Source organism: Curtobacterium sp. RM9, assembly GCF_054956955.1.
Genome location: NZ_CM143271.1, coordinates 3456012 through 3474087, shown reverse-complemented (window position 1 = coordinate 3474087; position 18076 = coordinate 3456012). Strand labels below are relative to the sequence as shown.

Sequence of the window (18076 nt, the reverse complement as noted above, 5' to 3'; positions counted from 1 at the left end):
GTGGCGCTCGTCTCCTGGTCTCGTTCGGCGTCCGGACGGGTGCCGGACGTGCTGCTCGTGCTGCTCGTGCGTGCGACCCGCGGATCGCACTGGTGGCGTCCGCTGGATCGTCGGCGGTCCGGCGGGCTCCGTCACCCGCTCGATCCGCGTGTCGACCCCCGGTGCAGTCCACAGGGTTGTCCACAGTCTCGTCCACGGCGGCTGCGGGCTGCATGACAGCGGGACTCCCCTGTGTTGGCGGGCCGCAGGCCGTTCGACCACACCACTGTAAAGGACCGGACCGCGTCCCACCGAACGCACGTTTTCCCCAATGTGGAAACTGAACGTGCGAGGTCACGGCCCGGTCCGGTCCCTCGTCGCCGTTTGACCTGCTCGCCGCTGTCACGTACCGTTAACCAGTTGACTGCGGCCGCTTGGTCGCGCCCATCGCCTGCCGTTCGGCCCCCGAGCGGCTACACGTACGTGACGGCTCGCCGCGAGCAGCCGTGTGGAGAACATCATGAGCAAGCGCACCTTCCAGCCGAACAACCGTCGCCGCGCCAAGAAGCACGGCTTCCGCGCCCGCATGCGTACCCGTGCCGGCCGCGCCATCCTCGCTGCGCGCCGTTCCAAGGGCCGCACCGAGCTCAGCGCCTGAGCCAGGAACGTCTGACCGGGTCACACCCGGTCGGTTCCCGGCTGGGGTCCCGGTAACACCGTGTTGGCACGCGCCAACCGCATCGTCCGCGGTGACGACTACCGGTCCGTCGTGCGTCGTGGTCGCAGGAGCGCCACGGCGCACGCCGTCGTATCGGTGATCCGTCGCCCCGCGGACGCCGGCCTCGTCGACCCCGCGCCGACACGGTTCGGGTTCATCGTCGCGAAGACGGTGGGCAACGCCGTGACCCGCAACCTGGTCCGACGGCGCCTCAAGGCGATCGCCCACGGGCTGCTCGCCGACGCTCCTGTCGGCTACGACGTGGTGGTCCGTGCACTGCCAGCCGCCGCGCAGGCCACATGGCCTACCCTGCTCGGAGACGTCTCGCGTTCCTTCGCGCGCGGTGTGGAGAAGGCAGCATGAACCGCAACTTCTGGACCCGGCTCGCCTGGGTCGTCGCGTTGCTCCCGCGCAACGCGTGCGTCGTCGTGCTCCGGGCCTACCGGGCCGTCATCTCCCCGCTCTACGGCAACGTCTGCCGCTACCACCCGTCGTGCTCCCGGTACGCGCTCGAAGCGATCCAGCAGTACGGCGTCGTCCGCGGTTCCGCGATGGGCGCATGGCGCATCGCACGGTGCAACCCCTGGGCCGCCGGCGGCATCGACGACGTCCGCGATCGCAGCCGCCCCTACCTCGTCAACCGGTTCGGGTTCGTGCTCGCGCCGTCCCCGCAGCAACTGCAGTCCGTGACGGTCTCCCACCGTCCTGTCCTGCTCCCTCAGCGCACTCGAAAGGCGTGACCCTCCCGTGGAATTCATCGGCACGATCCTCTGGCCGCTCAAGTGGGTGGTCTCGGCCATCCTCGTCGGCTTCCACTCCCTCTTCGAGGCCATCGGGATGGACCCGGGCGCCGGCATCACCTGGGTGCTCTCGATCATCTTCCTGACGTTCGTCGTCCGCGCCGCGCTCATCCCGATCTTCGTTCGGCAGATCAAGTCGCAGCGCCGCATGCTCGAGGTCGCGCCGCAGCTCAAGAAGATCCAGGACAAGTACAAGGGCAAGAAGGACCAGTTCTCGCGTGAGGCCATGAGCCGCGAGACCATGGCGCTCTACAAGGAGACCGGGACCAACCCGCTCAGCTCCTGCCTGCCGCTGCTCATCCAGATGCCGATCTTCTTCTCGCTGTACTCCGTGCTGCACGAGGCGCAGATCAACAAGACCGGGATCGGCCTGCTCTCGAGCGACCTCGCCAAGTCGTTCGGCAATGCGTCGCTCTTCGGCGCTCCCCTGCACGAGACCTTCACGAACGCCTCCGGGTGGGAGGTCCGGGCCATCGCGGGCTTCATGATCGTCGTGATGACCGCCTCGCAGTTCATCACGCAGCTGCAGCTGGTGGCGAAGAACATGTCGCCGGAGACCAAGGCGTCGCCGATGTACCGCCAGCAGAAGATGATGCTGTACGTCCTCCCGCTAGTCTTCGTGATCTCGGGTCTGTCGTTCCCCCTCGGCGTCATGTTCTACTGGCTCGCCTCGAACGTCTGGACGATGGCGCAGCAGTACTTCGTCATCCGCAGCATGCCGACCCCGGGGTCCGAAGCCGCCCTCGCGCGTGAGGCCCGCCTCGCGAAGAAGGCCCAGCGCCGCGGCACCGCGACGCCGGTGCTCGCCGAAGCCGGTGCCGGTGCGTCGGCCGTCGAGGTCGAGCCGGTGCGGATCAACACGCAGCGGACCCAGCCGGTCGGCAAGAACCGCTCCAAGAAGAACGGGAAGAAGTAAGTGACCGAGCAGGACATCGCCGCCGCCGAGACCACCGACGTGCTCGACACCGAGACGACCGAGTCCGCTCCGGACGACGCCCCCTCGACCGACGCCGAGGACGGTCGTGACGAGGCGGACATCGCCGCGGACTACATCGAGGAACTGCTCGACATCTGCGACCTCGACGGAGACATCGAGATCGAGGAGCGCGGTGGCCGCGTCTACCTCTCGGTGACCGACGAGGGCGGCGCCCTGCGCGTGCTCTCGAAGCCCGACACGGTGTCGGCGCTCCAGGAGCTCACCCGCATCGCGGTGCAGGCGGAGACGGGCGAGTTCAGCCGGCTCATCCTCGACGTCGGCGGCTCGCGTGACGCCCGCGCCACCGAGCTGCAGCGGCTCGTGGACACCGCCATCGAGCGTGTCGAGGGCGGGTCGTCCTCGGCGGCACTCCCCCCGATGTCTTCGTACGAGCGCAAGCTCGTCCACGACCTGGTCGCCGAGAAGGGCTTCCACTCGGAGTCCGAGGGCGAGGGCCGGGACCGCCACACCGTCGTCACGCGATGACGGACGCTTCCGCTCCCGACACATCGGGCTCGGCCGCTCCGGTGCTCGAGGCGGAGCCGTCCGCTGCCGCGACGCTCTTCGGGGACCGCGTGGACCTCGCTCGCTCCTTCACTGCCGAACTCGCCCGTCGTGGTGAGGAACTCGGCCTGATCGGCCCCCTCGAACTCCCCCGGCTCTGGACGCGACACATCCTCAACTCTGCCGTGGTTGCTCCCCTCCTGGAGGCGCGGGGCCGGGTCGCAGACGTCGGTTCCGGTGCCGGCCTTCCCGGCCTGGTACTGGCCATCGCCCGGCGCGACGTGCATCTGACACTCATCGAGCCGATGGAGCGCCGTGTCGACTGGCTGACGTCAGAGGCTGAACGTCTCGGCCTCGACAACGTCGCCGTCGTGCGTGCACGAGCTGAGGACGTGGCGGACGACATCGTCGTCGACCAGGTCACCGCCCGCGCCGTCAGTGCCTTGTCGAAGCTGATCCCGATCACGGTGCCGCTCGCGCGGTCGGGTGGGCAGCTGATCCTGATGAAGGGCGCTCGGGTCGAGGACGAGATCGAGAAGGCCCGGAAGGTCATCCTGCGCAAGCGGCTGTCCGACGTCGAGGTGCTCGAGCTCGGAGCCGGTGTGGTCGAGGAGACCACGCGCGTGTTCCGGGCTACAGTTGACTGACGCTGCGGCTCGGACCGGTTCGACCGGTCGCCAGCGGCTCCGCGTTTCACGTGGAACATCGAACCGGAGAAGAGGCACTCGTTGAGTTCATCGACCGACTACGACGCGTCGACGCCGCTTGCGCGGGAGATCGCTGATCTGAACCGTCGACGTCGGGCGATCGCCACCCAGCAGTTCCCGCTGCCGACGAAGACGCGGATCTTCACCGTGTCCAACCAGAAGGGTGGCGTCGGGAAGACGACCACCACGGTGAACCTGGCGGCGGCACTGGCTCACGGCGGCGCCCGCGTGCTCGTCATCGATCTCGACCCGCAGGGCAACGCGTCGACCGCACTCGGCGTCGACCACCAGGCCGAGGTCGCGAGCATCTACGACGTGATCGTCGATGAAGCACCGATCGCCGACACCGTGCAACGCTCGCCGGAGTCCGAGACGCTGTGGTGTGTGCCGGCGACGATCCACCTCGCCGGCGCCGAGATCGAGCTCGTCTCCCTCGTTGCGCGCGAGCAACGACTCCGGACCGCGCTCGACCAGTACCTCTCGTCCCTGGACGAGCCGTACCACTACGTCTTCATCGACTGCCCGCCCTCGCTCGGGTTGCTGACGATCAACGCCTTCGTCGCGGCCCAAGAGGTCCTGATCCCCATCCAGTGCGAGTACTACGCGCTCGAGGGTCTGAGTCAGTTGCTCCGCAACATCGAGCTCATCGAGCGCCACCTGAACCCGAACCTCCAGGTCTCCACCATCCTGTTGACCATGTACGACGGGCGGACGAACCTGGCGAACCAGGTGGCCGCCGACGTCCGCGAGCACTTCGGCGATCAGGTCCTCAAGGCCATGATCCCCCGGTCCGTCCGCGTCAGCGAGGCCCCGAGCTACGGGCAGAGCGTGGTCGCGTACGACGTCAACTCCAGCGGATCGCTCTCCTACCTGGAAGCGGCCGCCGAGATCGCAGCACGAGGAGCGCAGCACTGATGGCACCGAAGCGAACCGGACTCGGCCGAGGAATCGGCGCGCTCATCCCCGCAGCGCCCGAGCAGCAGGAGCGCCCGGTCGACGTCTTCTTCCCGACGGGGGGCTCCCCCGCGTCCGCGCCGACCGCCGAGGAGCTCGTTGCGGTCCCCGGGGCTCGCCTCGCGAACCTCAACCCGCTCGACGTCGTGCCGAACGCGCAGCAGCCGCGGAAGGAGTTCCGCGAAGAAGAGCTGCAGGAGCTCGTGCACTCCATCCGTGAGATCGGCGTGCTGCAGCCGATCGTCGTGCGCCCGATCGCGGACGCATCGGGAACGGACGCGAAGTACGAGCTCATCATGGGCGAACGGCGACTCCGCGCAACGAAGGAGCTCGGGTTCGCGACCATCCCGGCGATCGTCAAGGAGACTCCCGACGACGCCATGTTGCGGGACGCTCTGCTCGAGAACCTGCACCGCGCGCAGCTGAACCCGCTCGAAGAGGCGTCGGCCTACCAGCAGCTCCTCGCGGACTTCGGGATCACGCAGGAGCAGCTCGCCCAACGGATCGGGCGATCTCGTCCGCAGATCACGAACACCATCCGGTTGCTCCGCCTGCCCTCCCCCGTTCAGCGTCGTGTCGCGGCCGGCGTTCTCTCCGCCGGACACGCGCGCGCGATCCTCGCTGCACCGGATGCGGAGGCGATGGAGTACCTGGCAGAGAAGATCGTCAACGAGGACCTGTCGGTCCGTGCTGCCGAGGCGATCGCGCAGCAGCTGAACGCGAAGGCACCGGTGAAACCCAAGGCCGAACCGTCCAAGCGTCAGGCCCACTTCAACGACCTGGCTGACCGTCTCGGCGACCGGCTCAACACGCGGGTGCGCATTGCCGTGGGCGCTCGGAAGAGTTCGGTGACGATTGACTTCGCCAACGGCGCCGATCTGAACCGGATCCTGAGCGAACTCGGCCTGCAGGACGTCGCGGACTAGCTGGTCCGTCGCGGACACCACTCTGGAGGCGCTGTGCGCCCCACTCAGGGCCGTTCAGCAGGGATCGGACCTAGAGACCAGTGCGGACTACTGCTGGCCCGCTGTGCGGCTTACAGGCCTGCTCGGCGAGGTTCCACGTGGAACACTGCCGGATTGCAGTGTCCGGAGCTTCCGCAACCCGACGGCAGCGAAGAGTGGCTTGAGCACGATCAGTTCGCCGAACCGGTAGTCGTCAGCGGTCACGAGACGGCGGGCAAGGTCGGGTCGCTGCTTAGCCAAGTACCGTCGGGCCTTCTCCGCGTGCAGGCCGTTCGACGCGATGGCGATCCATCGAGCACGCTCGAGCTCGGGGATCGTGTTGACGACGTTGTCCCACGTTGACTCGCTCGTCCGCTCGACGACGAGCGGGCCGGTCCACCCTCGCCGGCGAAGCTCCTGAGCAAGGAGATCCGACTCGGGTATCGGTCCGCCGACGGCTCCGCCGGAACACACGATCGTCACATCGGAGCCGTCAGGCCGTCCTTCGGCGGTGCGGAGAGCGATCGACACGCGCCACTGATTCACCGCGTTGATCCGCGCTGACCGATTCCGGAAGCCGAGGACGAGCACGACTCCAGGCCCCGCGCCGATCGGGGGCAGCTCCCGGCGCTGACGAAGTGACGCCCGGGCGTGCACCACCTCGCCCCATGCGAGCAGGGCGGGGACCGTGGTCAGAAGGACCGCTAGCGCACAGCGCGACGTTCCACGTGGAACATCGCGGCGCGAGGTCACGCGCGGTGGTCGCGGATCGCCTGCTCGGCCAGCTCGGCGTACGTCCAACCGAGATCGAAGCCGGAAGCAGAGAGTGCCTGCGGAACGAGGGAGGTCTCGGTGAGTCCGGGCAACACGTTCGCCTCCAGGAACCAAGGAGTACCGGCACCATCGACGATCAGGTCGACGCGGGAGATGTGCCGGAGGCCGAGCGCCGCATGGGCTGCGATCGCAGCCTCGGACACAGCGGCGGCATTCTCGACCGAGAGGCGAGCGGGCGTGTAGAACGTGGTTTCCCCGGCGTTGTACCGGGCCTCGAAGCCGTACGTCCCGTTCCGAGGAACGATCTCGACTGCGGCGAGGGACGTCGGCCCGTCGCCGGTGTCGATGATGCCCACGGCGACCTCGGTGCCGCGGATGAGCTGCTCCACCACGACGTCGTCGCAGTAGGTGTAGCCCGTCACCATTGCGCGCGGGAGGTCGTTGACGTCCTCGACGAGGGTGACGCCCTGCGCGCTCCCTCCGCGCGCTGGCTTCACTGCGAGCGGCACCGGGTGCTCGACGGCGATGGCGTCGAGCACCCCGACGGCACCGAGTTCGCGGAAGACGTCGTGCGAGAGCGTCACGGACCGGGGCGTCTTGACGCCGGTCCTGGCGACCAGTGCGGAGGCCGTGGGCTTGTCCCAGGCCAACCGCGCAGAGGTCGATCGCGAGCCGACGTAGGGGATGTCCAGTGCCTCCAGGATGCCGCGGAGTGCGCCGTCCTCGCCGGACGCACCGTGGAGAGCCGGCCAGACCACGTCCGGCCGGGTCTCACGGAGCGCGGGCAGCAGCGAGGCGTCCGCGTCACGGAGGTCGACGCGCCATCCGTAGCCGCTCAGGGAATCAGCGACACGGCGTCCGGAGCGGAGTGACACGTCGCGTTCGTGCGAGATCCCTCCCGCGACGACGATGACGTGACGATTGGTGAGCTCGACCATGCGCGGGACCTCCGAGATGCAGTGTTTGAGGAAAGGGCCGGTCAGGCGACGTTCGGCGGCGGTGCACTGACCGCCGACGACGGGCGGATCGCCGCGGCGGGGCTCGGAGCCGCGCCCGATCGGGCCGCATGCCCGAAGGTCTCCAGCAGCTCGAGCTCGTCGTTGACGACGGTGGCCAGACGCTTGACGCCGACCCGGATCTGCTCGGCGGTCGGGTAGCAGAAGGACAGACGGATGTTGCCGCCACCCCGACCGTCAGCGTAGAAGGCCGTCCCCGGGGTGTAGGCCACCAGCTCCTTCACCGCGCGCGGGAGCATGCCCTTCGAGTCCAGCTGCTCGGGCAGCGTCAGCCAGACGAAGAACCCACCGTTCGGCTTCGTCCAGGAGAGGTCGGGCAGGAACTCCCCCAGTGCCGAGAGCATCGCGTCGCGGCGCTCGGCGTAGAGCCCGCGGAACGTGTCCACCTGACCCTTCCAGTCCGCCGCATCGAGGTAGGCGTTCACCACGTACTGCCCGAACGAGTTCGGTGCGAGGACCGCCGACTCGTTCGCCAGGACGAGCTTCTCGCGGATGGCGTGCGGCGCCAGGGCCCAGCCGACGCGGAAACCGGGAGCGAGGGTCTTCGAGAACGAACCGAGGTAGACCACGCCCTCCTCGTCGATGGAGCGGATCGCCTGCGGGGCCGGCTCGTCGAACCAGAGGAGTCCGTACGGGTTGTCCTCGAGCACGAGGATGCCGTTCGACCGGCAGATGTCGAGGACCTCGATACGGCGCTCGCGGCTCATCGTGACGCCGGCGGGGTTGTGGAAGTTGGGGATCGTGTACAGGAACTTGATCCGCTTGCCCTGCGTCCTGAGGTTCGCGATCGCCTCGCGCAGCGCCTCGGGGACCAGACCGTGCTCGTCGGTCGTCACGTGCACCGTCTCGGCCTGGTAGGACCGGAACACGCCGATCGCACCGACGTAAGACGGAGACTCGGCGAGCACGACGTCGCCCGGGTCGATGAAGAGCCGCGTGACGAGGTCGAGCGCGTGCTGCGAGCCGGTGGTCACGACGACGTCCTCGGCGCTGGCACGGATGCCCTCGAGGCTCATCACGTCGACGATGTGCTCACGCAGGGAGCGCAGGCCCTGGCCACCGCCGTACTGCAGCGCCATCGCGGCGTCCTCGGTCATCACGCGGTCGATCGACCCTGTGACGAGCTCCCTGGGGAGCGCGGAGACGTACGGCATGCCGCCGGCGAGGGAGACCACCTCGGGCCGCGAGGCGACGGCGAACAGGGCTCGGACCTCGGAGGCGCTCAGCCCGGCGGTGCGCTGGGCGTAGGAGTCGTACCAGGGGTCGAGACTGTTGCCGTTCGTCATCGTGTGCTCCGATCAGTGGGACATTCCCGCCACACTACGACATCCGTCGCCGTGACCCGGGTGGGAGGTGCGGGCCGATCCTGAGGTTGTGGCTCGCCGGCTCGCAGGGGCCGGCCCCGAGAACGACGGCGGCCCCACTCTCCGGGGAGAACGGGGCCGCCGTGGTGCGCTGGGGACGACTACGCGAGGAACTCGGCGAGGTCGGCCTCGAGGGCCGGCTTCGGCTTGGCGCCGATGACGGTCTTGACGACCTCGCCGCCCTTGAACACCTTCATCGCCGGGATCGACGTGATCTGGTAGTTCATGGCCGACTGCGGGTTGTCGTCGACGTTGAGCTTGACGATCTCGATCTTGTCGGCGTGCTCCGCGGCGATCTGGTCGAGGATCGGGGAGACGGCGCGACACGGGCCGCACCACTCGGCCCAGAAGTCGACGAGGATGGTCTTGTCGGACTTGAGGACCTCGTCCGAGAAGGTGGCGTCGGTGACGGCCTTGGCGTTGGACATGTGTGCTCCTTCGAGAAGTTCAGTGGGTACAACGGCTGCGCCGCTGCACTATTCCGGTCGGGTCAGGCGCGAGCGGCCTCGACGTCGATGGTCGCGGGCCACTCAGGGGTGACACCCTCGGCCTGGTCGGTCAGTGCGTCGTCGAGATCGGCGAGGTACTTCTCGGCGTCGAGTGCCGCGACCGCTCCCGAACCGGCAGCGGTGATCGCCTGGCGGTAGGTCGGGTCGATGACGTCACCGGCGGCGAAGACACCCGGGAGGTTGGTCTTCGAGGAGCGGCCCTGCACAGCGATGGTGCCCTCGGGCGCGATGTCGATCTGGCCGTGGATGAGGTGCGTGCGCGGGTCGTTGCCGATCGCGATGAAGAGACCGTCGAGCGCGAGCTCCGACGCTTCACCCGTGACGGTGTCCCGCAGCGAGACGCCCTCGACGGAGGAAGCACCCGTGATGCCGGTGACCTCCTTGTTCCACGCGAACTCGATCTTCGGGTCGTTCATCGCGCGGTCCTGCATGATCTTCGACGCGCGCAGGGAGTCCTTGCGGTGGATGACCGTCACCTTGTCAGCGAAGCGGGTGAGGAACGTGGCCTCCTCCATCGCGGAGTCACCACCACCGACGACGGCGATGTTCTTCTGACGGAAGAAGAAGCCGTCGCACGTCGCGCACCAGCTCACGCCGTGGCCGGACAGGCGCTCCTCGTCGGCGAGGCCCAGGTGGCGGTAGGCCGAACCGGTCGCGTAGATGACCGCGAGGGCCTCGTACGTCTCGCCGGAGCCGACCGTGACCTTCTTGACGTCGCCCGTCAGGTCGACCGACACCGCGTCGTCGTACAGGACCTCGGCGCCGAACTTCTCGGCCTGCTCCTGCATCTTGATCATGAGGTCCGGGCCCTGGATCCCCTCGGGGAAGCCCGGGAAGTTCTCGACCTCGGTGGTCTTGGTGAGCTCGCCGCCGGTCTCGACGCTGGACGCGACGATCAGGGGCTTGAGCTCCGCGCGCGCGGCGTAGATGCCGGCGGTGAACCCGGCAGGACCGGAACCGATGATGATGAGCTGGCGCATGCCTCGCTGCCCTTCCGTTGAGTGCTGACCGGGTCAACACATGGTACCGGCGGGACATTCCGTGCCGCCGGTGAGCGCATCGGGGCAGCGCCTAGCGGCCGAGTCGCTTGCGGAGGAGCGCCACCGCGTTCGTGATCTCGCCGTTCCGCGCCACCACGAGGGCACCGAAGTAGACGGCGGCCATCACGGCGCCCGCGAAGGCGATCGAGATGAAGGCACCCGTGCGGTCGGACATGGCGAAGCCGTCCTCGGAGAACGCCCCGAGCGCGTACACGACGCCGGCTCCGGCGACTCCAGCGATGAGCGCGGCGATGACGAACTGCACGTGCGAGCGGGTCACCACGGGCCCCTCGATGCCGTTCAGGCGCCGACGCACCAGGACGAGCGCGACGATCGTCTGCGCGGTGCCCGCCAACGTGGTGCACGCCGCGATGGAGACACCGACGATCTGCTGCGGGAACGTCGCGACCGCCAGCGCGCCGACGACGAACAGGACCGACTGCACGCACTGCATGAGGAACGGGGTGCGGTGGTCGTGCATCGCCCAGAAGACCCGCTGGATGATGAAGAGCATGCTGAACAGCACGAGGCCGGGCATGTAGGCCAGCAGCACGGCGCCGATGGTCAGGGCGCCGTCGTAGGTGTTCGCGAACATGCGCCCGAAGGGCACGGAGACCACGATCAGCGCCACCGACGCGAACACCGTGAAGAGCCCGACGATCCGCAGCGAGAGCGACAGGTTGCGGCGGACCGCGTCGAGGTCACCCCGTTCGGCGTCGTGGGTCATGCGCGTGAAGTACGCCGTCGCGATGGACACCGCGAAGATCGAGTGCGGCAGCATGAAGAGCAACCAGGCGTTCTGCAGGACCGCGTTGCCTGCAGCCCCCGTGCCCAGCGACGCGACGCGCGACTGCACGATGCCGGCGAGCTGCGTCACCAGGATCATCGCGAAGAGCCAACCAGCAGCCGTGCCGGTCGCCTTGAGCCCGACACCGCGCCAGCGGAAGTCCGGACGGAACGTCAGCCCCGCGCGCTTCCAGAAGAACGGCAGGAAGGCGGCCTGCGCGAACACGCCGAGCGAGGCGCTGCCGGCGAGGACGGCGATCTTCAGCGGGGTCCAGGAGTCGACGGACGAGTTGACGTCCTGGCCGCCGAACATGGCGATGAAGACGACGAGGCCGGCGATCGCGATGACGTTGTTGATGAGCGGTGCCCAGGTGAAGGGACCGAAGTACTGCTTCGCGTTGAGGACCTCGCCGAGGAGCGAGTACAGCGCGTAGAAGAGGATCTGCGGCAGGCACCAGAACGCGAACGCCACGGCGAGGTCCGTCTGCGCCGGCGTGAAGCCCTTGCCGTCGTCGGCGGCCTGCTGGCTGTACACGAAGACGAGCAACGGGGCGAGGATCGTCGCGACGATCGTGATGACCACGAACACGGTCGCGCCGAGGGTCACGATCTTGTTGACGTAGGCGGCACCGCCGTCGCGGCTCTGGCGCATCGAGCGCACGATCTGCGGGATGAGGACCGCCGACAGCAGACCGCCCGCGATGAGTGCGTAGATGTTGTTCGGCAGCTGGTTCGCGAGCGCGAAGGCGTCGGCTCCCGGAGAGTTCGCCTGGCCGATCGCGTACGCGAGCACGAAGGTCTTGCCGAAGCCGAGGACACGGGACAGCATCGTGCCGGCCGCGAGCATCGCGCTCGCCCGCCCGAGGTTGCGCTCGGCTGCCGGCTCCGCGTCGACGGCGGGCTGCTGCTGGGTGGTGATGGTGGGCTCCTCGGCCTCGGTGGGGGTGTGCGTGGCCGCGGCGGGCGCGACCGTCGTGGCGGGGGTGCGCGCGGCGGTGGAGCCGATCACGGCGGCAGCGGGGGCTGCCTGCGCGACGGCGGACGTGCCTCCAGGACGGGGTGCCGTGCCCGGAGCGTCGGGCTGGACCGCGAGCGGCCGGTTCGGGTCCTCGTCGTCGTCGTCGAGCTCACCGTTCCGACGACGGATGCGCTTCCGGATGCTGCGGAAGATGCCGAATCCGAAGACGCCGATGAGCAGGACCGCCGCGGCAGCGGTGATGACCGTCTCCCACTGCGCCTGGACGTTGAGCTGGACGGTCGCGGTGTCGGCGATCCGGACGCCCGAGGTGCTGGCGAGCGACATGGTCAGGTTGACCGTGCCGTTGGCCACGGACTGCACGGGCACGGTGGTGCGGGTGGACGACTCGGGCTGGATCTTCACCTCGATGTCGTTCCGGACGATCCGCAGCGCCGAGTTCGACGGCTGGACGGTCAGGCGCACGGTGACGGGGAACTTCGAGCTGTTCCGGATCGAGATCGGCAGGGACGACCGGTCGCCGAGCAGGGTCAGACTGCTCGAGTCGACGATGCTCACCTGCGAGATCGTCTTCGCCCACGACGCGACCCGGGCGTCCACGGCCGCCGGCAGTGCGTCGGGGTCGGCACGCCACGCGTTGGACGCCAGCGCGAGCAGGTTGAGGCGTGCGGGTGCCGTGAGCGCGGTCGGGGTGTCGACGGCCGTGGAGAAGTCGGTCAGGGCCTCCTCGCCGTGCACGAGGCGGGTGAGCTCGTCGGTGCGGGCATCCCCGTTGCCGCTCGACTTCAGGGTGAGCGAGCCCGCCGTGGCGGAGGAGGCGGTGGACAGGTCGACGGGCGCGACCCAGTCGGTGCTCTCGAGGGCGTCGAGCGCCTGGCTGAGCCGCGCGGAGTCCGTCGGCCAGTCGCGGCCGAGCGTCAGGAGGATCGGCCCCTCTGCGGTGCCGGAGCGGGCTGCGGTCGCCAGGGTCGCCGTGAGGTCCGACATGGCCGTCGCCCAGGCCTGCTGGCTCGTCGCGTTCGCCGCGCGGCGGAGGAGCGCCGACATCGACTGGTCGGCGACGAGCACGTGCTGACCGCCGATGCGCTCGGACGCCCCGATCGTGGTCTCGGTGCCCGCCGAGGTGTTGCCGCTCGCGAGGATCGTCGTGGTGGTGCCGGCCGCGGCCAGGACGGGGAGGTCGGCCGAGGCGACCGTGCCCTCGGCGGGCCAGGCCACGTCGGAGATCGACCAGGGGAAGTCGAGCAGGGTCTGGGTCGTCGGCAGCGTCGTCGGGGCGTCGTCTGCCTGGTCGGCCGCCCCGCCCGGGTCCGTCGTGCCGCCGGTCGTGCTGTCGGTGGTCGCGCTCGGGTCGGCAGCGGTCGTGGCGGTCGGCGCGCCGGGGGTCGCCTCGGCACCCGCCGTCGGGTCACCACTGGGCGTCGGGGTGGGCGTCGGCGTCGATGCTCCGGGGAAGTTGTCCTGCTTGACCAGCTGGTCGAGGGAGATCGGTGTGGGGACCGTCCCTGCTCCGGCCTGTCGCAGCCCCGTGGTGTCGGCATCGGCCCAGGGCAGCGCGAAGGTCTCGTTGCGGAGGGTCTCGAGCTCGGTCAGCCAGGTGCGCGCGGTGGACGGCGCGTTCTCACCGAGGAGCCGGATGGAGGCGATGATGCGGGGGTCGACGGCGACGGCGACGTTGTGGTCCTCGGCGGCGTCCAACTGCTGCGTGAGAGTGCCGTCGACCGCGGTGGCGGCAGCGAGGTCGGCCGACGTGAGCACGGCGTCGGTGGTGCTCGGCATCGTGATCGGCATCGCCACGGAGACGCTGACCGGGGTCTGCTGGAAGTCCGGGTACCAGGTGATCGCCGAGCGGGCGACGGCCTGGGTGTCACCGGCCGTGTACTCCGCTGCGATCCGTCGGGCGCCGAAGGAGGAGTACCCGCCGAGGCCGACGTTGCCCGGCACGATCTTCACCGAGTCGATCGTCACCGTCCGGTGCGCCGGCACCGCCGGGACGTCCACAGAGTCCATGGGGACGCCGAGGTAACCGGTTGTGGTGGTGTCGTTCAACCAGTCGGCGAGCACGTCGCGCGAGCTCACGGGCCGGAAGATGTCGAGGTCGGCGCTGCCGGCCGGCAAGTCGGAGTCGGTGTCGTTCGTCACCGTGAGCGAGAGCTCGAGGTCCTGGTCGCGTTGCAGGACGCCGCGGTTCGCCGGCGCGATGGAGATGGTGGTCGAGCCGCGCTGCGCAGCCGCCGGACGTGCCGGACGCGTGGTCGACTCGGAGGCGGTGACGGCCTGCGACGTGGTCGCCGCGGTCGGCGCGACGACGAGTCCGAGCGCGACGAGGGCGGTCGCGGCGGCGGCGAGCGTGGAGCGGAAGATGCGCATGTGGAGTGGGCACGGGGTCGGTTCGAGCCGTCACGAGCATACGAGGGGCGACCATGAACCCTCCCGTGCGCGCGGGCGATGTGGAGAACTCGGCGCATCGATCTGGGAGGATGAGGACCGTCATGCAGTCCGTTGCCCAGGCCGTCGAACGACTCGACGCACTCGCCGCCACCGAGCCGGTCGACCTCCTCGCCCGGGCGTTCGCCGACGCCGGACACGAGCTCGCACTCGTCGGCGGTCCCGTCCGCGACGCCTTCCTCGGCCGTGCGGTGACCGATCTCGACTTCACGACGGACGCCCGTCCCGACGACATCCTGCGCATCGTCGAGCCGATCGCGAGCGCCACGTGGGACGTCGGGCGCCAGTTCGGCACCATCGCCGCCCGGGTCCGCGGCGAGCAGGTCGAGATCACCACCTACCGCAGCGACGTGTACGACGGCGAGACCCGCAAGCCGGAGGTCGCGTTCGGCGACACCATCGAGGACGACCTCCTCCGCCGCGACTTCACCGTCAACGCGATGGCGCTCCGACTCCCCCAGCGCGAGCTGGTCGACGTGCACGGCGGCGTCGAGGACCTGCTCGCCGGTCGGCTGCACACGCCGCAGGCCGCACCGGTGTCGTTCCGCGACGACCCGCTCCGGATGATGCGTGCCGCGCGTTTCACGGCTCAGCTCGGCTTCACCGTCTCCGTCGAGGTCCGCGACGCGATGGTCGAGCTCGTCGACTCCATCGCGATCGTCTCGGCCGAGCGCGTCCGCGACGAGTTCGTCAAGCTGCTGGACACGTCCGACCCGGTGCCAGGCGTGCGGCTGCTCGTCGACACCGGGCTCGCCGAGCGCTTCCTGCCCGAACTGCCGGCGATGCAGCTCGAGATCGACGAGCACCACCACCACAAGGACGTGTACGAGCACTCCCTCACGGTGCTCGCCCAGGCGATCGGGTACGAGGCCGAGCGGCACCCGGGCGAGGCTCCGGACACCGTGCTGCGGCTCGCAGCGCTCCTGCACGACATCGGCAAGCCGGCCACGCGGAAGCTCGAGCCCGGGGGCGCCGTCAGCTTCCACCACCACGACCTGGTCGGGTCGAAGCTCGCGAAGAAGCGGCTCCGGGCACTCCGGTTCGACAACGACACCATCGCGGCGGTCGCCCGGCTCATCGAACTGCACCTCCGCTTCTTCGGGTACACGGACGGCGCGTGGACGGACTCGGCGGTGCGCCGGTACGTCCGCGACGCCGGTCCCCTGCTCGAACGCCTGCACGAGCTGACCCGCTCCGACGTGACGACCCGGAACCGTCGGAAGGCCGATCGGCTCGGGTTCGCGTACGACGACCTCGAGGACCGCATCCGAGCGCTCGCCGAGCAGGAGGAACTGGATGCGCTCCGTCCCGACCTGACCGGTGACGACATCATGCGGATCCTCGACATCCCGCCGGGGCGTGCGGTCGGCGAGGCGTACCGCTTCCTGCTCGAGGTGCGGATGGACGAGGGGCCGCTCGGCGCCGACGACGCCGAACGGCGTCTGCGCGCCTGGTGGGCGGCGCGCGCCGCCGACTGAGCGGCGCGCCCTGCGCGCGTTCCTGACTGAGCGTCGCGCCCTGAGCGCAGGGTTACCGCCTGGAGGCGCGGTGCCGGTCCCAGGAGCGGGTGGCGCGCCTCCAGGCAGTCCGGTAGGCTACCCGGGTTGTCCTCTGCGCATTCGCGCACGGCACATGCATCAACCCTCCTGCTCCGGGAACCGCCTGGAGCCGCCGAGACCAAAGGAGGTGGGTTCCGCATGCACCAGTACGAACTGATGGCGATCCTCGACCCCGAGATCGACGAGCGCACCGTCGCTCCCAGCCTGGACAAGTTCCTCGCCGTGATCCGCAACGACGGTGGCACCGTCGACAACGTGGACGTCTGGGGCCGTCGTCGCCTGGCCTACGAGATCGCGAAGAAGAACGAGGGCATCTACGCCGTCGTCAACTTCACCTCGTCCGCCGACTCCGCCAAGGAGCTGGACCGTCAGCTCGGCCTCTCCGAGGCCGTCCTCCGCACCAAGGTCCTCCGCGCCGAAGAGGGCATGGCCCAGGTCGCCGCTCAGAAGGAGCGCGACGAGGCCCGTGCCGCCCGCAAGGCCGCCAACGCGTCGGCCTCGGCCGCCACGACCGCGAGCGCCGAGTAGCCCGTGGCCGGCGAAACCGTCATCACGGTGGTGGGCAACCTCACCGCGGACCCGGAGCTGCGCTACACGCAGAACGGTCTCGCAGTGGCGAACTTCACCATCGCGTCGACCCCTCGTACGTTCGACCGTCAGGCGAACGAGTGGAAGGACGGCGACGCGCTGTTCCTCCGTGCGAGTGTGTGGCGCGAGTTCGCCGAGCACGTGGCGGGGTCGCTGACGAAGGGCATGCGCGTCATGGCGCAGGGCCGTCTCCGTCAGCGTTCCTACCAGGACCGTGAGGGCCAGCAGCGCACGAGCATCGAGCTCGAGGTCGACGAGATCGGCCCGTCGCTCCGCTACGCGACCGCGCAGGTCACCCGTGCAGCGGGTGGCTCCGGCGGCGGTCGTGGCCAGGTCGGGGGCGGCAACGCTTCCGGCGGCGGCCAGGGCGTCGGCAGCTGGAACGGCAACAACAACGGCGGCGGTCAGTCGGACGCACCGTGGTCGCCCCAGGGCGGCCAGCAGGGCGGCAACGCACAGTCGAACGACGTGTGGAGCACGCCCGGTGGCTCGTACGACGACGAGACCCCGTTCTGATCCTCAGCGGTCTGACGGACACACAACTTCTTCTTCTCTAAGGAATCACAATGGCTGGAAAGAGCACCGGCGACCGCCGGAAGCCTCGCGGTAAGGGCGGCAAGAACGCCGCTCCCGCGAAGTCGATCAAGGTCGGCGTCATCGACTACAAGGACGTCGCGACCCTTCGCAAGTTCATCTCGGAGCGTGGAAAGATCCGCGCCCGTCGCATCACCGGCGTCTCCGTCCAGGAGCAGCGCCTCATCGCCCGTGCCGTGAAGAACGCCCGTGAGATGGCGCTCCTCCCCTACGCCGGCTCCGGCCGCTGATCGGAGGACTTCACATGTCGAAGCTCATCCTCACCCACGAGGTCTCCGGCCTCGGTTCCGCCGGTGACGTCGTCGACGTCAAGAACGGCTACGCCCGCAACTACCTCATCCCCCAGGGCTTCGCTGTCGCGTGGTCCAAGGGCGGCGAGAAGCAGGTCGAGTCGATCCGTGCGGCCCGTGCCGCTCGCGAGCTCGCCACCATCGAAGAGGCCCAGGACCTCAAGATGAAGCTCGAGAACGCCACCATCCAGCTGTCGGTCAAGGCCGGCAAGGACGGTCGTCTCTTCGGCTCGGTCCGTCCGGCCGACGTGGCCAACGCGGTCCAGGCGCAGGGCGTCGGCTCGCTCGACAAGCGCAAGGTCGAGGTCCCCGCGACCATCAAGACCGTCGGTGACCACGAGGCCACCGTGCGTCTGCGCGAGGACATCACCGCCGTGATCTCGCTGAAGGTCGTCGCGGCCAAGTAAGGCTCGCAGCACCATCCGTCGAAGGGCGGGTCTCCAGACTGGAGGCCCGCCCTTCGTCGTCCGCGCTGGTCGCGCTGGCCTGAGTGGTTACCCTTCAGGCAGGGGTTGCCTGGCTGGGAGCGACCCGAGAACACCCCCCACAG

General features: G+C 69.2%; 19 protein-coding genes. 13 read left to right on the top strand and 6 right to left on the bottom strand.

The window, feature by feature from the left end; translation table 11 throughout:
* The first annotated feature begins 499 nt into the window (after window positions 1-499).
* The 8 genes from rpmH (at window position 500) to ACY3FI_RS16625 (ending at window position 5564) form a co-directional block, all read left to right on the top strand.
* A complete protein-coding gene (gene rpmH / locus ACY3FI_RS16660) occupies window positions 500-637 on the top strand; it encodes a 50S ribosomal protein L34 (RefSeq protein WP_019181680.1) in 138 nt (45 codons plus the stop codon).
* Window positions 638-697: 60 nt separating this feature from the next.
* Complete coding sequence (gene rnpA / locus ACY3FI_RS16655; RefSeq protein WP_462548668.1) at window positions 698-1060, top strand: ribonuclease P protein component; 363 nt, start codon at window positions 698-700, stop codon at window positions 1058-1060.
* Window positions 1057-1437, top strand: coding sequence for a membrane protein insertion efficiency factor YidD (yidD, locus tag ACY3FI_RS16650; protein ID WP_462548667.1), 381 nt, complete (start codon window positions 1057-1059; stop codon window positions 1435-1437). Before rnpA ends, yidD begins: the two co-directional genes overlap by 4 nt.
* A 7-nt stretch (window positions 1438-1444) precedes the next feature.
* Window positions 1445-2413 carry a membrane protein insertase YidC gene (yidC, locus tag ACY3FI_RS16645; protein WP_462548666.1) on the top strand — a complete coding sequence of 323 codons (969 nt, stop codon included), beginning with the start codon at window positions 1445-1447 and terminating at the stop codon, window positions 2411-2413.
* The gene (locus ACY3FI_RS16640; RefSeq protein ID WP_462548665.1) at window positions 2414-2959 is read left to right on the top strand and encodes a Jag family protein; all 546 of its coding nucleotides are present in this window, start codon (window positions 2414-2416) and stop codon (window positions 2957-2959) included. It begins immediately after the preceding gene.
* Window positions 2956-3624 carry a 16S rRNA (guanine(527)-N(7))-methyltransferase RsmG gene (gene rsmG / locus ACY3FI_RS16635; protein WP_462548664.1) on the top strand — a complete coding sequence of 223 codons (669 nt, stop codon included), beginning with the start codon at window positions 2956-2958 and terminating at the stop codon, window positions 3622-3624. Before ACY3FI_RS16640 ends, rsmG begins: the two co-directional genes overlap by 4 nt.
* Before the next feature lie 81 nt (window positions 3625-3705).
* Window positions 3706-4599, top strand: coding sequence for a ParA family protein (locus tag ACY3FI_RS16630; protein WP_462548663.1), 894 nt, complete (start codon window positions 3706-3708; stop codon window positions 4597-4599).
* Window positions 4599-5564, top strand: a complete 966-nt coding sequence (locus tag ACY3FI_RS16625; RefSeq protein ID WP_462548662.1) for a ParB/RepB/Spo0J family partition protein — start codon at window positions 4599-4601, stop codon at window positions 5562-5564. Before ACY3FI_RS16630 ends, ACY3FI_RS16625 begins: the two co-directional genes overlap by 1 nt.
* Before the next feature lie 87 nt (window positions 5565-5651).
* Here ACY3FI_RS16625 and ACY3FI_RS16620 read toward each other — a convergent pair whose 3' ends face one another.
* From ACY3FI_RS16620 to ACY3FI_RS16595, 6 genes are all read right to left on the bottom strand, one after another.
* Window positions 5652-6173 carry an ElyC/SanA/YdcF family protein gene (locus ACY3FI_RS16620; RefSeq protein ID WP_462548661.1) on the bottom strand — a complete coding sequence of 174 codons (522 nt, stop codon included), beginning with the start codon at window positions 6171-6173 and terminating at the stop codon, window positions 5652-5654.
* A gap of 158 nt (window positions 6174-6331) precedes the next feature.
* The gene (locus ACY3FI_RS16615; RefSeq protein WP_462548660.1) at window positions 6332-7294 is read right to left on the bottom strand and encodes a D-alanine--D-alanine ligase family protein; all 963 of its coding nucleotides are present in this window, start codon (window positions 7292-7294) and stop codon (window positions 6332-6334) included.
* Window positions 7295-7335: 41 nt separating this feature from the next.
* The gene (locus ACY3FI_RS16610) at window positions 7336-8658 is read right to left on the bottom strand and encodes an aminotransferase-like domain-containing protein (RefSeq protein ID WP_462548659.1); all 1323 of its coding nucleotides are present in this window, start codon (window positions 8656-8658) and stop codon (window positions 7336-7338) included.
* 179 nt (window positions 8659-8837) lie between these two features.
* Window positions 8838-9164: a thioredoxin gene (gene trxA / locus ACY3FI_RS16605; RefSeq protein ID WP_022832611.1), complete on the bottom strand. Its 327-nt coding sequence runs from the start codon at window positions 9162-9164 to the stop codon at window positions 8838-8840.
* A 62-nt stretch (window positions 9165-9226) separates the two neighbouring features.
* Window positions 9227-10225: a thioredoxin-disulfide reductase gene (gene trxB / locus ACY3FI_RS16600; protein ID WP_462548658.1), complete on the bottom strand. Its 999-nt coding sequence runs from the start codon at window positions 10223-10225 to the stop codon at window positions 9227-9229.
* A gap of 91 nt (window positions 10226-10316) precedes the next feature.
* Window positions 10317-14417, bottom strand: coding sequence for a DUF6049 family protein (locus tag ACY3FI_RS16595; protein ID WP_462548657.1), 4101 nt, complete (start codon window positions 14415-14417; stop codon window positions 10317-10319).
* Between the two features lie 122 nt (window positions 14418-14539).
* Between ACY3FI_RS16595 and ACY3FI_RS16590 the strand changes: the two genes are divergently transcribed.
* The 5 genes from ACY3FI_RS16590 to rplI all read left to right on the top strand — a co-directional run bounded on the left by ACY3FI_RS16590 (window position 14540) and on the right by rplI (window position 17933).
* Window positions 14540-15973 carry a CCA tRNA nucleotidyltransferase gene (locus ACY3FI_RS16590; RefSeq protein WP_462548656.1) on the top strand — a complete coding sequence of 478 codons (1434 nt, stop codon included), beginning with the start codon at window positions 14540-14542 and terminating at the stop codon, window positions 15971-15973.
* A gap of 219 nt (window positions 15974-16192) precedes the next feature.
* On the top strand, window positions 16193-16582 hold the full coding sequence (gene rpsF / locus ACY3FI_RS16585) for a 30S ribosomal protein S6 (protein WP_110825785.1): 390 nt from the start codon (window positions 16193-16195) through the stop codon (window positions 16580-16582).
* 3 nt (window positions 16583-16585) lie between these two features.
* Window positions 16586-17158: a single-stranded DNA-binding protein gene (locus ACY3FI_RS16580; protein WP_462548655.1), complete on the top strand. Its 573-nt coding sequence runs from the start codon at window positions 16586-16588 to the stop codon at window positions 17156-17158.
* A 50-nt stretch (window positions 17159-17208) separates the two neighbouring features.
* On the top strand, window positions 17209-17466 hold the full coding sequence (gene rpsR / locus ACY3FI_RS16575; protein ID WP_017887834.1) for a 30S ribosomal protein S18: 258 nt from the start codon (window positions 17209-17211) through the stop codon (window positions 17464-17466).
* 14 nt (window positions 17467-17480) lie between these two features.
* Window positions 17481-17933, top strand: coding sequence for a 50S ribosomal protein L9 (gene rplI, locus ACY3FI_RS16570; RefSeq protein WP_462548654.1), 453 nt, complete (start codon window positions 17481-17483; stop codon window positions 17931-17933).
* The last annotated feature ends 143 nt before the right edge of the window (window positions 17934-18076 follow it).